Below are 18,902 nucleotides of genomic sequence, written 5' to 3' on the forward strand. Positions count from 1 at the left end.
CCTTGTGGAGCTTGTTCGCTCTCAGCGTTGCCGTGGTCCTAGAATCCGCGCTAGGAAACCTAGTAGATTGGGGTCCATGAGCAACGGATTCGGTTTTTCCTTCCCCAATAACGACGATGACGATGACAACGATCGTCGCGACCAGAACCCGTTCGGCGCCTTCGGCTTCAGCGCAGGCAACGGTGGCCTAGGAGACCTGTTGAATCAGTTCGGCCAGATGCTCTCCGGCATGGGTTCCTCCATGAACTCCCCGGAGGGTTCCGGCCCGGTCAACTATGACTTGGCCAAGCGCATCGCGCACCAGCAAATCTCCCGCGATAAAGAGGTCAGCGAGCAGGACCGCACCGCTGTGCAAGAAGCCGTGCGGCTGGCAGAACTGTGGCTAGATGATGCCACGATCCTGCCCACCGCATCCGGCACCGTCACCGCGTGGAATTCCGCGCAGTGGCTGGATGAGACGCTGCCGATGTGGCAGCGCATGGTCACCCCGGTTGCGGAGCACATGAACTCCGCGCAGCTGGAATCCCTGCCGGAGGAAGCCCGCGAGATGATGGGCCCGATGACCTCGATGATGAACTCGATGTCCGGCATGAACTTCGGCATGAAGCTGGGCCACGCGCTGGGTGATCTGGCTGCGCAGGCATTGACCGGTTCTGACTTCGGCTTGCCTGTCTCCCCCGCAGGCACCACTGCACTCCTGCCGCACAATATCCAGGCCATTGCGCGCGATCTCAACGTTCCGGGCCAAGAAGTGCTGGTCTATATCGGTGCCCGTGAAGCCGCCCGCCAGCGCCTGTTCAAGCATGTGCCGTGGTTGGTCGAGCGCCTCGTCTCCTCCGTTGAGGAATACGCCATGGGCTTGGTTATCGATACCTCCCATATCGAGGAAGCTACCCGCGAGCTCAACCTGGAATCCGGTGACCCTGAGGCCATCCAGGACGCGATGAGCAAGCTACAGGGCATGGACTTATCCCCGCGGATCACCTCCCGCAACGCAGTCGCGGCTTCTCGTCTGGAGACCCTCTTAGCACTCGTCGAGGGATGGGTTGAACACGTGGTGACCGAGGCCCTGGGAGAGCGCATCCCGTCCACGAAGGCAATGACCGAGGCGTGGGCGCACCGCCGCTCCACTGGCGGCTCCGCAGAGAAGGCCTTCTCCCAGGTCGTCGGCATCGAGCTCAATGCCCCGAAGGTGGAGGCCGCCGCTGAACTCTGGCGCCGCGCCACCGTCGCGGTGGGCGCCGACAAACGTGACTCCGCCTGGGACCACCCGGATCTTCTGCCCACGGCCGAGCACCTGGAGAACCCTGCGTCCTTCATCGACGGTTTGCTCGATGACACCCCTGATGAGGGCTTTGAAGCGGAGTTCTCCAAGCTGGAGGAGATGCTCCGCCAGCAGGATGCCGGGGGCGATGCCAGCGATAACACCGGCGACAGCGCTGGCGAGGACACAGACGCCGACGGCGACGACAATAAAGAGGACAAGCCGGGCGAAGAGAACTAGCGGAAACGCTGGTAAGCCTCAAGATATCCTTTCGCGCGCTCGGCTTTGGGCGCGCGGTCAGCCCACTCCCAGAAGTCCGGACCATGACCCGGGATGAAGGTGTGCGTTAACTCGTGGATGATGACCGCGTCGAGCACATAGTCGGGGACGTCCTGCAGCCGGTCAGAAATCCGAATATCGCCCGTTGAGGTAGTGCAGCTGCCCCAGCGGGATTTTTGGTTACTCACCCACCGGATGGAACCCACCGTGGCGCGGCCCGCCAAAAAGCGGGCATTCAGTGTGCGGGCGCGGTCGGCCAGGGAATCGTCGGAAAGCTGCGAAGAGGTGTGCTTTTTGCGCACCTTCGCCACGATGCCATCCACCGCTTCGCGCTCTTCCGCCGCTGACATCCACGCGGGGATGCGCACCTCCAGAACACCGTCGACCACGCGGGCTTGGACGGTGCGACGGCGCCGTGCCGAACGGATGACACGTACCTCGGGATTGCTCGACATGACAGGGCATTCTACCTGTGGTGCAATGGTGTCTACACACACCTGGGGTGGGGCACAACGGGGAGGACAGTCTTGAGTGCACAGACGTACATGCTGGCGCCGGAAACCACGATTCTTAAGCGCGAACCCGGAATGCTCCAGTGCGGGATGGATGCCACGCGCGTCGGCGTGTTTGAAGCCCACCCGCAGCTGGCGGGCTTGCTCAACAGGCTGCGCACGCCGCTGACCCGACAAACTATTGAAAAATCCATTGAGAATACGGGCATGAGCCCCTCAGCTGCCCGCAGCTTGGTGGAGGATCTGATTAGCTACCGAGTTTTGTGGCCGGCGCCCCGGCCGCAGCGTGTGGCTGTGCTGGGGACCTCCGCCCTGGCCAATGAGCTGCGCGACGTCCTGCTTGGTGATTCCTTCCAACCACGCTCTCCTCTCCACAGCGAAACCCCTGCCGAGTACATCGCAAACGTGGCCGGGCACCTGCCTATCGTGGCTGTCGACATGCTGGATGGCGCCACGGAATGGGCACAAGCCCTGCGCAATTCCCCAGCCACCTGGTTGCCGGTATCTATGATCGATGCCCGCGGCATCATCGGACCAGTTCGCATCGACGGGGCTGGCCCCTGCCCGCTGTGCGCGCATCTGCACCGCATCGAATCAGACGAGCTATGGCACGAGGTGGCCCACCGCGCCGCGACAGTGGAAGCGCCGGGCGACCCCATCGTGCGCACTGCGATAGTGATGCATGCAGTGGTGATTATTCGCCGGCTCTTGGGAAGGCCGGCCCCGCCAGGAGCGCCCGGTGGCAAGCCGCTCGCCGGCGAACTCACGGAGATAGACCTCTACGGCCTAGAGCAACGGAGGCTTCTCATGGAACATCCTCGCTGCACGTACTGCGCTGCTTCTTAGTTCCTCTTAGCCGCGGGAAGAAGCAATGATCTGCAGAACCTCCGCGCCATAGCGCTCCAGCTTGGAGGGGCCCACCCCGGAGATATCCAGCAGCTCCGCCTCGTTGGCTGGAAGAGCCTCCGAAATCGCTTGCAGGGTGGCATCAGAAAAGACGACGTAGGCAGGAACCTGAGAGTCCTTCGCCACCGACGCCCGCCACGCGCGCAGCGCGTTGAAGACATCCTCATCACCCTCATACTCGCACCACTCGTGGCGGCCGAGGACCTTCTCTGCCGGGCTGCTGAGCTGCCCCGAGCACACTCGGCAACGGCGCGGGCGATAGCGACGGTTCGAGGACTGGCTTTCCTCGATTCCCGGGACCACGCCGTCCAGGAAGCGGGTTCGCTCACGTGAGGCCCGCGAACCAGTGGTCTTAGCCAGCGCCCACGACAAGGCTAGGTGCTCGCGTGCACGGGTAATACCCACGTAAAAGAGGCGGCGCTCCTCCTCCACGTGTTCATCGCCGGCTTTGATGGCGTGGTTAATGGGCAGGAGTTTTTCGGTGAGACCTACGAGGAACACCGCATCCCACTCCAGGCCCTTGGCAGCGTGAATGGTAGCGAGGGTCACGCCCTCCATCGTGGGGTTGTGCTTGTTTTCGGAGCGGCGGTGCAGCTCTCCTAGCACGCCAGGCAGGTCTATCCCCTCGTGGTCCTCCACGATCTGCGCGATGAGGTCCACCAAGGCCGTGAGCGACTGCCAGCGCTCGCGGGCCTGCGCACCCTGCGGTTCCGTGGCGGACAGCCCCAGCTCCACGAAGGCCGCACGTGCCACAGCCACCGGATCATTCGGCAAATCATCGCGGCGCGTGGCAGCGATGAGCACGCGGATGGCCTCTAAAATCTCTGGGCGGCGGAAGAAGCCTTCGCCACCGCGGACTTGGTAAACCACTCCAGCGTCAGCAAGCGCCTGCTCAAACTGCTCTGATTGCGCGTTGATGCGGTAAAGAATTGCGATTTCGGAAGCCTTCACTCCCTGGTTCAGCAGGGTCAGAACCTGGCCCGCGACCTCCTTGGCCTCAATCTCCTCAGACTCATAGGCCTTAAACGTGGGCTCGGGTCCAGGCTCGCGCATGCCCTGCAACTCCAGGCGGGTCCCCGCCGCGCGGCCCGTGGCCTTCGAGATGACCTCGTTAGCCAGGTCCGTCACTTGCGGGGTGGAGCGGTAGTCTCGCTGCAGCTTGACCACGGTGGCCTGCGGGTAGGTGCGGGAAAAATTCAGCAGATACTCCGGGGAAGCACCGTTGAAGGAATAGATGGTCTGGTTGGCATCGCCCACGACCGTCAGGTCATCGCGCTCCCCCAACCAGGCCTCCAGTACTCGCTGCTGCAAGGGGGTGACGTCTTGATACTCGTCCACCACAAAGGTTCGGTACTGCTCACGGAAGACCTCCGCCACCGCAGGCACGTTCTCGATGGCGCCGGCGATGTGCATGAGCAAGTCATCAAAATCGAGGTACATGAGATCCGGGGTGGCCTTCATGTCCTCATAGCGGCGGAAGACCTCCGCCACCTTGGCCGGATCCCCCGGCGCCTCGCGGTCCGTGGATTCGATGACACCGGGATAGCCCTCGGGGCTAATCAGTGAAGACTTTGCCCATTCGATTTCCCCCAGGAAATCACGAATCGTGTCCTTGTTGTTGTCCAGGCCAAGCGAGCGGACCGCGCGGCCGACCAGGCTGAACTTGTTGTCTATGAGCTGCCAGGGCAGATCCCCAGCAACCTGCGGCCAAAAGTACTTCAACTGCCGGCGCGCTGCGGCGTGAAAGGTTTGGGCTTGTACTCCCCCAACGCCCATCTGGTTGAGCCGCTCGCGCATTTCACTCGCGGCGCGAGAGGTGAAGGTGACGGCCAGAACGCGCTGCGGGTTGACGAAACCCTGGTCCACCATGTGAGCGATGCGATAGGTAATCGTGCGGGTCTTACCCGTTCCGGCACCCGCCAGGATGCAGACTGGGCCGCGCGGCGCCGTGGCTGCGGCTCGCTGGTCTTCATCGAGCAGGGACAGATCCGGTCTCATCACCGTGGAACCACTCCATAATCATCGTGTGTGCAATTGAACCCTTGCGGGCAATGGTCAGTTCTGGCAGCTCAGCGCGGGACACCCACCGCACTTCTGCGAGCTCTTCGTCAGTATCGCACACGGGCTGGACATCCTCCGTGACCGCGGAAAAGCCCACCATCAAAGAGCCACTAGGCGGCCAGGGCTGCGAGCCCCAATAGGAAACTGACTCAACGCGACGACCGGTTTCCTCCAGTGCCTCGCGGATCATCGCTTCTTCAAGGGTCTCGCCGGGATCGACATAGCCGGCGATGAGTGAAAAGAATCCTGGACGGTGACGGTTGCGAGCCAGCAGGATACGGTCCGACTCCGCGTGGTGAATGATGCCGATGACGGCGGGATCCAAGCGGGGAAAGACGAGGCGTTCGCCATCATGTCCCACGCCCCCTGGCGCAGGGTAGGACAGCTCCCGCCCAGTGCGTGGATCAAAGCGCGCTTCCCGACGGTTACGGATCAGATGCAGGGCTTTGAGAATGTCGCGCTGACCGTTAAAGAAGGTGGCATCGCGCAGTGTACCGAGCCGCTCGGCGGCCTCGGACTCCACCAGGAAAGCGTGAATATCCCCGGCCGCAACCACGATCTCCCCCGCCGGCTTAGCCAGAAAGACCGGCTGGCCTTGTGGCGATACCGGGACAAGGCCAGTCTCGGTGACGGGCAGGAACATTAGTTGCCTTCATCCTCGTCTTCATCGGTATCTTCCGCAGCCTGCTGCATCTCATGCTTGATATAGAGCAGGCGGTCACCAGGCTTGAGTGCATACGCGTCTGCCGTATCGACACGGTGTAGCTCGTTGTTGCGCAGAACCGCCAGAACAATGTCGGCGAGGTGACGTGGATTGGAGCCCACTTCGAATTCGCGCACCGCACGCTCGGCCACGGAAAAGCCCTCGTTCGGCGAGAGGAGGTCCTCCATCATCTCCACCACCGTCGGTGTCACGGTGGCTAGGCCCAGGAGACGTCCGGCGGTCTCTGCGGAGGTGACCACCGAATCGGCACCGGATTGGAGGAGTAGGTGGCGGTTCTCGGATTCACGCACGGAAGCGACCACCTTGGCCTTGGGGTTGAGCTCGCGCACGGACAAGGTACACAGCACCGCGGTATCGTCCGTGGACGGAGTCACCACCACCGACGAGGCGTGCTGCGCGCCGGCGATGCGCAGCACGTCTTGCTTGGTTCCGGAGCCGTAAATGGTGACGAGGCCGTGGTGCTCGGCGCTGGCTAGGGCCGCGCGGTTGTTGTCAACAACCACGATTTGGGAGGCGGGAACGTCATCGGCGATGAGGGCGGCGACCGCACCAGCGCCCTTAGTGCCATAGCCGATGACAACGGTGTGGTTACGCAATTGCTTTCTCCAATTCTGGATTTCAAAGGTGCGGCGGGCTCGATCCGTCAGAACCGACAAGGTAGCACCGACCAACAAAACAAGGAAGAGCAGGCGGGCCGGGGTAACGATAATGAGGTTGATGAAGCGCGCGGTGGGGGTGACGGGAACGATATCGCCATAGCCCACAGTGGTCAACGACACCGCTGAATAGTAGGCGGCATCGAGGAAGGACAGGTCTTCGCTGTAGCCATCACCGTCGAAAAAGACGATGATGGTGACAAAGACCATCAGCCCCATAGCCCAGATAACTCGGCGCGCCAGTTGCTTCCACGGGCTGGTGCTCGCGGTACGCGGAATCGTGATGACGTCAAGCAGCGCATGGTCAGGCTGCGAGGTCAGCTCTACCTGCGACAAGAAACGCGACGTAATGCGTTTGCCTAAGTGCTTGGGCACGAAGCGCCAACCTCCCTAGATGATGCGGATTTCCTCGTGAGACTACCTTAGACTCAACCCTGGTGACGTGGAAACTGCAGAGCTTAAAAGCTCAGCCAACCGTGGCCCGGTGGGCAAGTCCTCCGGCTCCAAAAGATAGTTCTCATGCACGTAGAAGAAAGCCGCGCGGACAGTCTCCACGCCATGGATGCGCCGCCATGCCTCCGCGTAGACGGCGAGCTGAATCTGCGCCGAGTACAGAGCAGCACCCTGGGGGCGGCGGCCAGTCTTCCAGTCCACGATGAGCCACGAGCCATCCGGCTGTTGGAATACCGCATCCATGCGGCCGCGGACGACGGAATCGCCAATGGTGATCTCGAAGGGGGCCTCTACGAAAGCCGGCGTGCGCTGTGCCCACTCCGAAGCTAGGAAGGACTCCTTGAGGGACTCCAAGTCGTGGTCCGGTTCATCGTGAGAACCGGGCAGCTCATCCTCCCCCAGCAAGGCAGGCGCGCCGAAACGATCCTCCAGCCACGCGTGGAAAGCAGTGCCGCGCTTGGCGTAGGAATTAGGTTTGAAGGGGATGGGGCGGCGCTGGCGGCGTGCGAATTGGGTGGGGTCTGCCGACATGGCCACCATGTCAGAGGCCGTCAGCTCGCCGGGTAGTTCTACATCGACCACCGGGGCCTGCAGCGCTTTGTGCTCTTCAATGAGCGCGCTCGCCTCTTGTTCCCAGAGACCGAAGACTTCGCCATCGCGCAGCGGAGGGAGGTTCTCCATTGCCGCGCGTACCGCCTCTGCTGCCTGCAGCGCTTCCGACTGCGGGTTCAAAGAAGGGAAAGAGGCCTCAACTGCACCTCCTTCCTCCTCTTCCACAGGGATGTCGGGGATATCCCAATGGACAATCAGCTCCGGATGCTTATCCGCTAATAACTGCAGGTAGGAATAGGGGCCCTTCTTGCTCTTTCCCTTGAGTCTATTCGTGCCGGAACCAGTCACCGTCAGCGTGGACTCGGTGCGGGTCATGGCCACGTAGAAAAGACGCGCCGCTTCCTCTGCTTGGAACTCGCGGTTCTGTTCTTTGAAAGCCGTGCACGCCTTATCAAAGTCAGAGCGCGTCACCGCATCCTCGGGCACATCGATGACGTCCTCGTCACCTGGGGCCTTTTCGATCTTGGTCAGGAAGGTCTCCGCCTGCGCCTTGTAGCTCGAGGAATCCGCATGCGCCACGCAGACGTGTTCCCATTCCAAGCCCTTGGCCTTGTGCACCGTCATGATCTGCACGCGGTTGCGCACAAGCGGGACCTCTCCCAGCTCGAGCCCGTCTTCCTTCTCCTTAGCCAACTCAAGATAGTCCAAAAGGCCAGCCAAGCCATCACCGTGGAAGCCCGCGACAAAGTCGGCGAAGGCGTCGAGGTGCGTTGCCCCGCCCGGCTTGCCTGAGGCGAGGACTTCGGTGCGCAAGCCGAAGAGAAGCTCAATATCGGCCACGATGTCGTTGAGAGTCTTGCCCAAAGAATAGGTACGGAGGTAGCGCAGCTTAGAGGAGACCTCCTCCATGCGCTCCAAGCCTTCGGTGCTGTAGCGATCGCGTTCGCCGAGGTCTGCGAGGGCGTCGGCAAGCCCCAGCACCTGGTCCGGCCCCTCCGCGGTAATCTCCTCAACCTGGGCGGCTAGGTGCGCCAGGGGATCACCGCCTTCCCACCGCGTGCGGCCTTCGGTGGCGCCGGCGAGATTACGCTGACGCGAATGCAGCGCCTGGATATCGGCGATGCCCAGACCGCACATCGGTCCGGTCAGCACACGCAGCGCCGCGGCGGTGTCTTGTGGACGCACCAAAAGCGTGGCTACCGCCACAAGATCTTGGATCTCCGGCTGCCAGAGAAGTCCACCGAGGCCGAAGATCTCGTTGGGCACACCGACCTCATCCAAGGCAGCGGCGATCAACGGCGATTGCTTATTGGTGCGCACGAGTACGGCGGCATTGAAATCCTCGCCTTCCGGCGTGGACTCATAAAGCTGGCGGAGATGCTCAGCGATGAAAGCGCGCTCCTCGTCCTCAGAAGCGAAATAGCCCAGCTCTACCTTGCCGGCCGGCGCCGTGGGCTTGGGCGACAGCTCATCTACTGGGCGCTCGCCGGGGCTTGAGGAGAAGAGCTTCGACGCCACGTCATTAGCCAAGCTGAGTACCGTCGAGGGATTACGCCAGGAGGTGGTGAGTTGGTCCTTCGGGGCCGGGGTGCCGTCCGGCTGCGGAAAGTCTGTGACAAAAGCTTCCAGGTTTTCCGCCGTCGCGCCACGCCAGCCATAGATGGACTGCATGGGGTCACCCACCGCAGTAACTGATAGACCCTCACGCTCGCCACCGAAGAGCGAGCGCAGCAAGATGCGCTGCGCATGGGAGGTGTCTTGGTACTCATCCAGCATGATGACGCGGTAGCGCGCGCTTTGTTGCTCGCCTAAGAGCGGGAAGTTCTTGGCCAGCGTGGCGGCGATGGACATCTGCTCACCGAAAGTGATGACCCCGCGCTCCGCTTGTTCCTTCTTGAGAGCTTCCACCAAGGGCAGGTACTCCAGGCGCAGGCGTTGGGTATCCAGGTATTTCTGCAAGTCCTTGCCGAACTCGCCTTTGGTCCTCTTGCTCTTTTCTAGGTCCTCAGCGGTCTTGCGGAAGATGTCCTCGTGCTCATAGAGATCCTGCGGATTCTTAAGCTCTCCGTCCATCGTTTCCGCGAGCTTGAGCAAGATAGCGGTGACCGTGGCCACCGCATTATCTGTGCTGAGCGAACCCGAGTAATTGCTGACCACCTCGTGGGCGATGGCATAGCGTTCCGCCTCGGTGATGATGCGGGCATTCGGCTCGACCGGCATGAGCAGGCCGTACTCGCGGACAAGATCGCCCGCATAAGAGTCATAGGTGGACACGTTTGGCGCGATATTTTCCACTGCTTCTGCCGCTGGGCTGCCCGGGGCAAGGATTCCAGAGGAACGCAGGGTTAGCAGCTGGCGGCGGATGCGCTGCTCTAGTTGCTGGGCTGCCTTGCGGGTAAAGGTTAGGCCAAGGACTTGCTCAGGCCGCACGAGCCCATTGGCCACGAGCGATACAACACGCGAGGCCATCGTCTCCGTCTTACCAGCGCCTGCGCCGGCCACGACGAGCTTCGGTCCAAGCGGGCCATCAATAACGGCGGCCTGTTCCGGGGTGGGCGGAAAGGGCTTGCCCAGCGCGGCAGCCAGCTCCTCAGGGCTGAAGTGTTGAGCGGGATTCTTAGGCATCGGTCACCAGACCTCCTTCATTCATCACAGGGCAGATAGAGCGGATCGGGCAGCGATCACAATCAGCGTTTTCACGTGCGGTCAGGTCCGGACCACGCAGCTCAGCCACGAGTGCGGGCAGCGACTGCGCAAATTCTTCGAGCTCTTCAGGAGGCTTGGTGGCTTGCTCCCGGGTGGACACGGCGGCAGTACTGGAGCGCGGATACACCAGAACACCTCCGCCACGCGGCAGGCCATCACCGGTCCGGATAGACACAGCCTGCGACTCGCCGCCAGGTTCCGCGGGTGCTGTAACAAGCGCGCCGTGTGCTAGCGCCAACTGATATGTCATGAGCTGGGTATTGTCTTGGGCGCGGGCCGCCGACGGGACTTTTGTCCCCGTCTTGAGATCCACCACGACATAGTCTTCCCCGGCCTTCGCCAACCGGTCAATGAACCCGCGAATGGTGACATCGGAGCCGATGTCCACGCTGACGGGAACCTCAACACCAACGGGTTCAAGTGATGTCGCGCTCGAGAGCACCCAACTATGAGTGCGGTCGATAAGGCGCTCGAAGTCCGCATGCTCAGCCTCGCGATGCCACGCTGGCCCCTCCACAAGCGCATCGAAGGCATCGAGCACAAGCCGCTTCGCAGGCTCGGCGGCAGCACCGCGCCCCAGCGCTTCCAAAAAAGCATGCGCCAAATTACCACGTAGCAGGTTGATGTTCGCAAAATCATCCTCCACGAGCTGCCCGAGCACCGCGTTGAGCGGACACGTGAGCAAGGCATCGACCCGGGATGGCGACACCGTGCTCGAACCACGCAGCGGCAATTCCGAAGCCACGCCGCGCGCGGCCCACCACTGATCCGGATGCGCCCCAGGGACCCCAGCCTCCGCCAAACGGGCCAACTGCCGGACCGCCTGGGAACGTTCCGCCTCATTGGTCTCCGGATCAGTTGCACAACGGCGCAGTTGCGCCACAAACGCGGGCACCGAGAGTACGGAGACATCGAGAGGATCGAGCTCTTCCTCCCCACTAGCAGCACTGGGCAGCGTCACCGGATTCGGCTCCGGCACCTCGAGGCCCAACTCACGTGGCCAGGCCTGGCGTGCGAGGCGCTTGCCCGCCTCCCGGCGCGCTTGTGCGCCGGGAACATCAACGCCGCGAGCGGAAAGGAACTCGTCGATGAAACGCGAGGGTTCTTCCACGACATCGCTCTCCGGTGAGTCCACCGCCACGATGAGCAGCCGTTGCCGGTGACGGGTAGTGGCCACGTGGAAGAGACGGCGCTCCTCCGCCAAGCGCCCCGACACGTGGCTGACTGGGGTGCCGGGAGTGATGCCGCGATCCAGCACATCGATGAGATCTTCTTGCCCAAAAAGAGAGCCGGTCTCCCCTACCGAGGGCCATGTTCCTTCCTGAACGCCCGCCACGATGACGGTGTCCCACTCGCGCCCCACTGCGCCGTGCGCGGTGAGGATTTCTACTGCATTGGGCAAGGCCGAGCGGCGATCCCGCACGCCGGTGGGCAGTTCTTGCTCCGTGATGTGCAGAATGAAGGACTCCAACGACGCCGCCGGACGACGCTCGGCGTAATCGCCGGCGGCGTCGAACAAGGCCATCATCGCGTCCAAGTCACGGTCCGCCTGCGAACCCGCGGCACCGCCGCGCAGGGCTGCTGCCTGTAGGCGTGTATCCAAACCGGTGGCTTGCCACACTTCCCACAGGACTTCCTCAACAGCAGCGCCTTGCTGCAAGGCCGCGCGCCCGGCAGACAGCACCCCGCGAATACGCGCCAAAATCGCTTCCTCGCGCTCGGTGAGGAGGTTATTGAAGTCCGGCAACTCACCGTCCAGCAACTCCCGCAGTGTATTCATTCCGCGCTGCTCCGGCTTCCAACGGCGCAGGCCGCGGATGAGCCTCCGCAGAGTCACCGGATCAGCGCCGCCCACGGGACCTGTAATCAGGTCCTCGAGCTCCACGGGCTCAAGCTCATTTTCCAGAGCACGCAAAGCCAGAAGTACTGCTTTGACCAAGCGCTGCTCAGCGAGCACCACGTCCGTGGGGTTGATGTGCACCGGCACGCCAGCAGAAAGCAGCGTGCGACGGGCCGATCCAATATCCCCGGTAGAGCGCACGATCACTGCGATATCACGCCAGTCCACGCCGTCTTCTAAGTGCCGGCGGCGAACCGTATTGGCCAGGACATCACGCAAGGTGCCGCGGGAATCCACGACGCTCACGCACGCCGGGGACGGCCTGCGGTACGTAGAACTTAGGCGAAGTTCGTTCTCTGCTTTCCAGGTGGTGAGGAATTCCGAATTAGCACCACGGAAGGCGAAGACCGCTTGGTCGGGGTCACCGCCGATCACGGTGAGGCGTGCAGTTTTCGCCAGCTCCGCGATCAGCTGGCCGGAGGTCGGGTCCAGCAACTGCGCGTCATCGACCACGATGGTGTGCCACGGGTGCTCGCGCAACAGCTCTGGGCGCAAAAGCACTTGGCTGACCAGCTCCGCAGCGGAATAGGAATGCGAACCCGCCAGCGCTTGAGTGCGCTCATACTCGCGCAGGAAGTCTCCGGCAGCAACCCACATGGGCCGGCCGTAGCGTTGTCCCAGCTCCTCCAAGTCCGTCGGGCCCAGCCCCCGTTCGATGGCGCGCAGCAACAAATCACGCAATTGGCGCGCAAAGCCCACATACTCCAGGGCCGGGCGCATCTCCTCTGGCCACGCGCCCCGGCGATCGGCCGCATGGCCCTGCAGCAGCTCACGGATCACTGCATCCTGTTCCGCACCAGTGATGAGACGCAGCTCCTCCTCGCTGCTGTGGCGCAGAAGCGCAAAAGCCAATGAGTGCACCGAGCGCACCATCGAAGTCTGTGCGGCGTAGTCATCGAGGTTTTCTGCTAACTCCCGGCGCAGCAACGAGCCGGATTCCTTGGAGGGGGCGACGACGAGGATGCCGGAGGCATCGGCTCCAGCATTGAGTTGGGCCAAGACAACGTCGATCAGCAGGCTCGACACCCCTGATCCCGCCGCACCAAGCACCCGCCAGGTACCTTGCTGTGGCAAAGGAACATCCCACTCGCGCGACGTGGCGCGGCGGCTTCGGGGAATGAGGCGGACTTCCGGCGAGGGAGGAAGCGTGACGCCGGTACGTATGGGGGATTCGCTGCTGTACTTCACGCCCTATAGTGTGTCAGATGCTGCGGACACGAGGGCCTCTTCGACCCTTTCAATATTCGAACGCACGGTTGCTTTGGAGCGCGGGTGCAGGGTATTGACGTAACGGCGATACGCCACTGCACGCAAGAGCAGCTGCTGTATGCCGGGAACCGACGCAAAGCGGGCAGAAATATCATCATCCACTGCGCCTGCGATGAGGCCATCCACTATGACCAGCGCGGCGGACCAGCCAACCGGGCGCGGTGCCGCGGAAGGTACGATATCGGTCAGCGCTGGCGGGTTCGCCCCAGAGAAAACCGTGGTACCCAGCACGTCCATGTGGGCGGTGACAAGTGGGAGCTGCGCAAGCTCAGCATCGGAATAGGCCTCGCCGCTCTCCTCCCACGCTGCCCGTTCTGCCCGTGCGAACACATCATCGCGCCGGTCCACCGTCGGCAACGGCGCCAACTCGAGCGCTTCATCAAGGCGCAGTGCCATCTGCGCAGTCTCATCGATTCGCCCGCGCAACTGCCCCTCCACGAACTGCGTGGCTTTCCACCCGGCAGCAGTGTAGCGCCCATCCGCCGTCAGCACCGGCCGGGCAATACGTGCTCCCGGCAGGCTGAGCTTCTCGCGGACCTTGGCGGACCAGCCAGTCCACGGCCGAGCCTCGGCGAAGACAATATCGCCCACGCGGATCCCGTTATCCCACGCAGGGCCCACAAGCTCACCCTGTGTTCGGCGCGGGTGAAACTCGGCGTTGAAAGCGGCAAGAACGGGCTCAGGTGGCAATGGCATGGGAAAACAATCCTTAGGTTTGGGGCGACCTACTCGGGCTTAGCGTGATCAGAATTAGCCGGGTTCGGGTAGGGCCACGGGTTCGGCTCGCACGTGACATCCTCGTCCGGATAAACCTCGTTGGGTTCCTTCTCAAAAAGCTTGGCGTTGTTCAAGCTCAGCGTTTGCTGCATCATGACCGGCGCGAGTTTACCGTCCCCGCCGCAGGGTTGATGGGCCGCAAAACCGATAGCATGGCCAAACTCATGGTTGATCAGGTACTGACGGTAGTTGCCCAAGTCTCCTTCAAAGGGCGTCGCGCCACGCACCCACCGAGACTCGTTGAGGTTGACCGCGGACTCCCCCGTAATGGTCGTGTGACAGGAGGTTTCTGATTCCAACTGCGCGCCGCACAACTTCGCCGTGGTTCCCAAGGACGTCAGACGGATGTGCGTATCAGGGTTGTCATCGGCTTTGACGTGGATGAATTCAAAGTCACCGTTGGCCGTCCACCCGCGAGGGTCGGCCAGAGTGGCGTCAACAAGCGCAACGACAGCACCGTCCCCACCATATACGGAGGTGTCGATGCCGTTTTCAATCTCAACGGAAAAGCGGATGGTTTGCTTCCCGCCCTTGCCCGCGTGCATGGTGGACGGCCCTGCATCGCGGTAGGTTTCCTCACCTTGCTCGGTGAAGTCACCGCCGGCGGGCAAACCATCCTTGGCGGCGGCCACCGCGCTGGCATTGGCGGGATCCGGCCCCTTACGCGAGGAGGCGGATACGGCTGTGCTGCTTGCCGACGTCTCCCCTGCCGCCGTCACCTCCGCCTCCTGGGCGGGCGAGCGGAAAACATCAACCAGCACCCACACAGTGATGACGACCATGACGGGGATCGCCACCACGCGCCACCAGCCGTACTCGCGCGCGAAGCGCTCCACCGCTGAAAGGCGCTGTGGGTGCTGCTTAAAATCCGCGGGATTCTCCATGGCCATTTAGGCTACCCGCTGAGCCAGCGCGCGCGTACTTAGCCCGCAAATCCGACGGTGTGTGCGCGCGCAGTGCCGATCTCTACGTAAACAACTCGCTCAGTGCGCACGATGTAGGAGCGGCCCTTGGTGTCCTTCAATTCGAGGGTGGAGTTGTCTGCCAAGGCGTTGTTGATGGTCTGGGTCAGTTCTTCGCGCTCACCTTCCGCGTGAATAACCAGCTCACGGGCGGTATCGGCAAAACCAAACTTGATATCCATGTGGTGTGTCTCCCTTAAATCGTGTTCTTTAATCGGTGCCGTGAGAACTGCGCCCCGGCGCTCTAATGGCCCCACTATAGCCACGTCCTCTACTATCAAGGTGTGCTTGCCCCGAAATCATCCCGCGAATCCCGCGAATCCCCTACCTTTGCCGAACTCGGCGTCGCTGTAGAGATCTGCGATGCCCTCGCTGACAACGGGATTACGCACACCTTTGCCATCCAGGAGCTCACCCTGCCCATCGCTTTGAATGGCCAGGACCTCATCGGCCAAGCGCGCACCGGCATGGGTAAGACCTATGGCTTCGGTGTCCCGCTGCTGGATCGCGTGTTCGATGACGCCGACATCCCGGAACTCGACGGCACTCCCCGCGCACTGGTCATTGCACCGACGCGCGAGCTGGCCATCCAGGTCAGCGGGGACCTGGAGCTCGCCGCCGCAAACCTTCCGCTCAGAGTGGTCACTCTGTGTGGCGGGCGCCCCTATGAAGAACAGATCAAGGAGATTGAGTCTGGTGCGGACGTCGTCGTCGGCACCCCAGGCCGTCTGCTCGATCTCTGCCAGAAGAAGCATCTCTCTTTCGACCACATCAGCGTTTTAGTTCTGGATGAAGCCGACGAGATGCTGGACTTGGGCTTCTTGCCGGATATCGAGAAGATCCTCTCGCTCCTGCACGGCAACCCACACCAGACCATGCTCTTTTCCGCCACCATGCCTGGGCCCATCGTGACCTTGGCACGTACCTTCCTGGAAAAGCCGGTCCATATCCGCGCCGAGTCTGGTGACGCCCAGCAGACGCATGCCTCCACGCGCAAGGTCACCTTCCAGGCACACCGTATGGATAAGATCGCGGTCTTGGGAAAGGTCCTGCAGGCAGAAGGCCGCGGACGCACCATCATCTTCACGCGTACGAAACGCTCGGCCGCCGCCGTCGCGGACGAGCTGGCGCAGCGCGGCTTTCGCGTGGGCGCGGTCCACGGCGATTTGGATCAAAAAGCACGCGAACGCTCGCTCGATGCCTTCCGGAAAGGCACCGTGGAGATTCTCGTGGCCACAGACGTCGCCGCTCGCGGCATCGACATTGACGATGTCACCCACGTCATCAACTACCAGGTGCCCGATGACCCGATGACATTTGTCCACCGCATCGGACGCACTGGTCGCGCGGGGCACACGGGCACGGCCATCACTCTCGTCGGCTACGACGAGCTGGGCAAATGGCAAGTCATCAACGATGAGCTCGATTTGGGCCAGCCAGAGCCACCGCAGTGGTTCAGCACCTCCCCGGAGCTTGCGGAAGCCCTCGATATCCCAAAGACGGTTGCTGACACCGTCGGCCCACCCACGAAAGTGCTGGGTGCACCGCGGCGCTCTCACTCACGCGGGGAGTCGCCGCGTGGAGGCTCACCACGTTCCTCCACGGCATCTGCCCGTGCCTCCCGCCGCACCCGTTCCCGCACGCGCAAGCCCCGCCAAGGAGGACGCCGATGAGCACCGAGCAGGGCCCGGAGTCTGCGAAGAAGGCTCCCATCTTGCGTTCCACCAAGGCAGACTGGCTTGCAGTGGGCGCGATCAGCGCGGTCTGTGCCATTGCTATTGGCGGCGCGGTGATTACGGCACCGATCCACAAGTCGGAGCTCACTCCCGCTGTCGATGCCGCGTCTGATGCCAAGACTCAGACTCTCGATACCGTCCCCAACTCCCTCACTGAATCCTTCAGCCTCCCCAACACTGTGGTGCCGGGACAGTCCCGCGCGATATCCACGAAGGGGATGCTGATAACCCATGACGGCGATACCCTCCGCGCTTCGGATACCTCCGGCGATACGGTCTGGACTTACCAGCGCCGCGATGCCGACCTCTGTTCGCTCGGCACGGCGTGGAACAAAGTCGTTGCCACCTATGACGTGGGAAATGGCTGCGGCGATGTGGTAGCCATCGATGCGGTGTCCGGCCAGTACTCAGATACCCGCAGCGCCCGTAATTCCGAGCAGGTGGTCCCCATTGTGTCGAATGACCGCGTGGGGACCGTTTCCGCCGAGCGCGTAGAACTATGGCGCTCTGACCTGGTGCGCACTGTTGAATATGGCGATGTCGAAGCCAAGCAAGAACCGAACCTCCAGCCCCACGAAGACTGCGCCATCTCCTCAGCACTAACCCGCACCGAAACGATGGCCGTCACCGAATCCTGTCCGGATTCTCCAGACTCCACGTGGCTGCGCATCCACAACGCCACACCAGAGGATGCGCGTTCGCCTGAAATCTCCAAGGATATCGAGATTGATAACCCAGGCGCGCGTCTCATTGCCTACGGTCAGGAGGCCGCTGCGGTCTTTCTGCCGGGCGATGCGCCACGTATCGTCTCCTATAACTTTGAGGGCGAAACGCTCTCCTCCACGGACGTGGAGCCATCGAAGGCCATCACGAATTCCGCTTCCCCCTTCGCCCCTGCGGTCGCTGATCTGCCCCACCACATGACGTGGTTCGACGGCGAACGCCTTTATCTCTTTACCCCAACCGAGCTCAAAGTGGACCATGTTCTGGAGCAGGCAGTTGGCACCGGCATCGCCGTCGGCGAGCGGTTACTGGTGCCCACGGAGGAAGGGATCGACGTGGTGGACTGGGCTACCGGAAAGACCGAGCACAGCATTCCCGTCGACCGTGACGGCTATAACGGTCCAATTTCGCTGACTCTTGCGGGCACTGTCATCATCGAGCAGCGTGGAAACACCGCCGTGGCGCTCACTGCCTCTTAACTTCTTAGTTGTTTAAGAAACAGCTTGCCTAGAAGTGGCTTTCAGCCCATTGCGCTGCCTCAGGGCGCACCATGAGCAGGTAGAGCACCAACGCTGCGCTGGCCAGCGTCACGGCGCCGAGCGCTGCTGAGCCTCCGCTGAACATCTGGAAGGCGATGGCACCCAAAATAAACTCCACGAGCACGATAGCTCCGCGGCCCCAGCGCTTGCCCTTAACAAAGGCCCACGAGGCGACGATGACAAAGCCGAAGACGATAAAAATGAAGATGGCCGTCCCTAGGCCGACGAAGCCCGTCGCCCCAGAATCGGACACCATGGAGTCGTTCTCAGCACCGGTTAGCTCACGGACGATGAGGAAGATTCCGAAGATAATTACCGCGATGGACTGGAGCACGGCGATGCCGGCAGCCGCTACCACCGTTCCCGGGGGACGGCCTCCCTCAGTTTGGGCAGGCGTGGTCGAGGACTGTTTCTGCTTCTTATTCACGGAGATTTAGTCTACTTCTCAGCCCTGTACTTAGGACGACTCCACGCCATTACCCCGCGCGCACCCACATGCTTCAGCCTAATCCTCCTCCGCCGCGGTGTTCCTCGGCTTCCTCCATCCGTAATTTCGGGGGCAGAGGGATGAACCCGGATTTGACGCGATCCAGGTCACCACACTCACCACCTTACCCTCATCACCGCAGGTGGAAGCATTTCTGACAGGGTTCTTACAGGGGCCAACCCATAACAATCATATGAATTGACGGAATTTATTTAGTGACTTTGGACACTTTTTAGCCTCTACCCCTAGCGGAGTTTGAGTAAACGTGTCATTATTCTCAGGTAGCAAAAACAACGAGCTGTTAAATCAGTTCTTAACTCGGAGAAAACTCCAAGTTAACCAAAAGTGAACCATGGCGGCGGCGACGCTGGCCCCAACTCGAGACAGGGCCCCACT

At 62.0% G+C, this 18,902-nt stretch carries 14 protein-coding genes; 4 read left to right on the plus strand and 10 right to left on the minus strand.

All coding sequences use genetic code 11. The features are described 5' to 3' along the window. The first annotated feature begins 76 nt into the window (after positions 1-76). Positions 77-1,504, plus strand: a complete 1,428-nt coding sequence (locus tag HMPREF2943_RS06685; protein ID WP_070711150.1) for a zinc-dependent metalloprotease — start codon at positions 77-79, stop codon at positions 1,502-1,504. Here HMPREF2943_RS06685 and HMPREF2943_RS06690 read toward each other — a convergent pair. After that, the gene (locus tag HMPREF2943_RS06690; protein ID WP_070711151.1) at positions 1,501-1,998 is read right to left on the minus strand and encodes a M48 metallopeptidase family protein; all 498 of its coding nucleotides are present in this window, start codon (positions 1,996-1,998) and stop codon (positions 1,501-1,503) included. The genes HMPREF2943_RS06685 and HMPREF2943_RS06690 overlap by 4 nt on opposite strands. Positions 1,999-2,070: 72 nt before the next feature. On the opposite strand from HMPREF2943_RS06690, the gene HMPREF2943_RS06695 reads away from it, so the two are divergent. Further along, entirely contained in the window at positions 2,071-2,901 is an 831-nt protein-coding gene (locus HMPREF2943_RS06695; protein WP_070446114.1) for a hypothetical protein, read from the plus strand. 6 nt (positions 2,902-2,907) lie between these two features. On the opposite strand, the gene HMPREF2943_RS06700 is transcribed toward HMPREF2943_RS06695, so the two are convergent. From HMPREF2943_RS06700 to HMPREF2943_RS06735, 8 genes are read right to left on the minus strand one after another with little or no spacing between them, the layout of a single operon-like run. Further along, a complete protein-coding gene (locus HMPREF2943_RS06700) occupies positions 2,908-4,959 on the minus strand; it encodes an ATP-dependent DNA helicase UvrD2 (RefSeq protein WP_201829624.1) in 2,052 nt (683 codons plus the stop codon). Further along, complete coding sequence (locus tag HMPREF2943_RS06705; RefSeq protein ID WP_070446118.1) at positions 4,931-5,665, minus strand: NAD(+) diphosphatase; 735 nt, start codon at positions 5,663-5,665, stop codon at positions 4,931-4,933. The genes HMPREF2943_RS06700 and HMPREF2943_RS06705 overlap by 29 nt, the downstream gene beginning before the upstream one ends. Continuing rightward, complete coding sequence (locus HMPREF2943_RS06710) at positions 5,665-6,777, minus strand: potassium channel family protein (protein WP_070446120.1); 1,113 nt, start codon at positions 6,775-6,777, stop codon at positions 5,665-5,667. The genes HMPREF2943_RS06705 and HMPREF2943_RS06710 overlap by 1 nt, the downstream gene beginning before the upstream one ends. A 42-nt stretch (positions 6,778-6,819) precedes the next feature. Continuing rightward, entirely contained in the window at positions 6,820-10,032 is a 3,213-nt protein-coding gene (locus HMPREF2943_RS06715) for an ATP-dependent helicase (protein ID WP_070711152.1), read from the minus strand. Beyond that, a complete protein-coding gene (locus tag HMPREF2943_RS06720; protein ID WP_371325762.1) occupies positions 10,025-13,201 on the minus strand; it encodes an ATP-dependent helicase in 3,177 nt (1,058 codons plus the stop codon). The genes HMPREF2943_RS06715 and HMPREF2943_RS06720 overlap by 8 nt, the downstream gene beginning before the upstream one ends. Positions 13,202-13,204: 3 nt before the next feature. Beyond that, entirely contained in the window at positions 13,205-13,978 is a 774-nt protein-coding gene (locus tag HMPREF2943_RS06725) for a hypothetical protein (protein WP_070711154.1), read from the minus strand. Positions 13,979-14,007: 29 nt separating this feature from the next. Next, a complete protein-coding gene (locus HMPREF2943_RS06730) occupies positions 14,008-14,949 on the minus strand; it encodes a DUF3152 domain-containing protein (protein WP_070446128.1) in 942 nt (313 codons plus the stop codon). Between the two features lie 32 nt (positions 14,950-14,981). Further along, positions 14,982-15,203 (minus strand): DUF3107 domain-containing protein, encoded by a 222-nt coding sequence (locus tag HMPREF2943_RS06735; protein ID WP_012714903.1) that lies wholly within the window; start codon positions 15,201-15,203, stop codon positions 14,982-14,984. A 102-nt stretch (positions 15,204-15,305) separates the two neighbouring features. On the opposite strand from HMPREF2943_RS06735, the gene HMPREF2943_RS06740 reads away from it, so the two are divergent. Further along, a complete protein-coding gene (locus HMPREF2943_RS06740; RefSeq protein ID WP_070711155.1) occupies positions 15,306-16,694 on the plus strand; it encodes a DEAD/DEAH box helicase in 1,389 nt (462 codons plus the stop codon). Next, on the plus strand, positions 16,691-17,959 hold the full coding sequence (locus HMPREF2943_RS06745) for an Rv3212 family protein (protein ID WP_070711156.1): 1,269 nt from the start codon (positions 16,691-16,693) through the stop codon (positions 17,957-17,959). Before HMPREF2943_RS06740 ends, HMPREF2943_RS06745 begins: the two co-directional genes overlap by 4 nt. Before the next feature lie 28 nt (positions 17,960-17,987). Here HMPREF2943_RS06745 and HMPREF2943_RS06750 read toward each other — a convergent pair whose 3' ends face one another. Next, positions 17,988-18,446, minus strand: coding sequence for a hypothetical protein (locus tag HMPREF2943_RS06750; RefSeq protein WP_070644105.1), 459 nt, complete (start codon positions 18,444-18,446; stop codon positions 17,988-17,990). Positions 18,447-18,902 lie beyond the last annotated feature (456 nt).

The sequence above is a fragment of the Corynebacterium sp. HMSC072D12 genome, assembly GCF_001813925.1.
Taxonomy (GTDB): domain Bacteria; phylum Actinomycetota; class Actinomycetes; order Mycobacteriales; family Mycobacteriaceae; genus Corynebacterium; species Corynebacterium aurimucosum.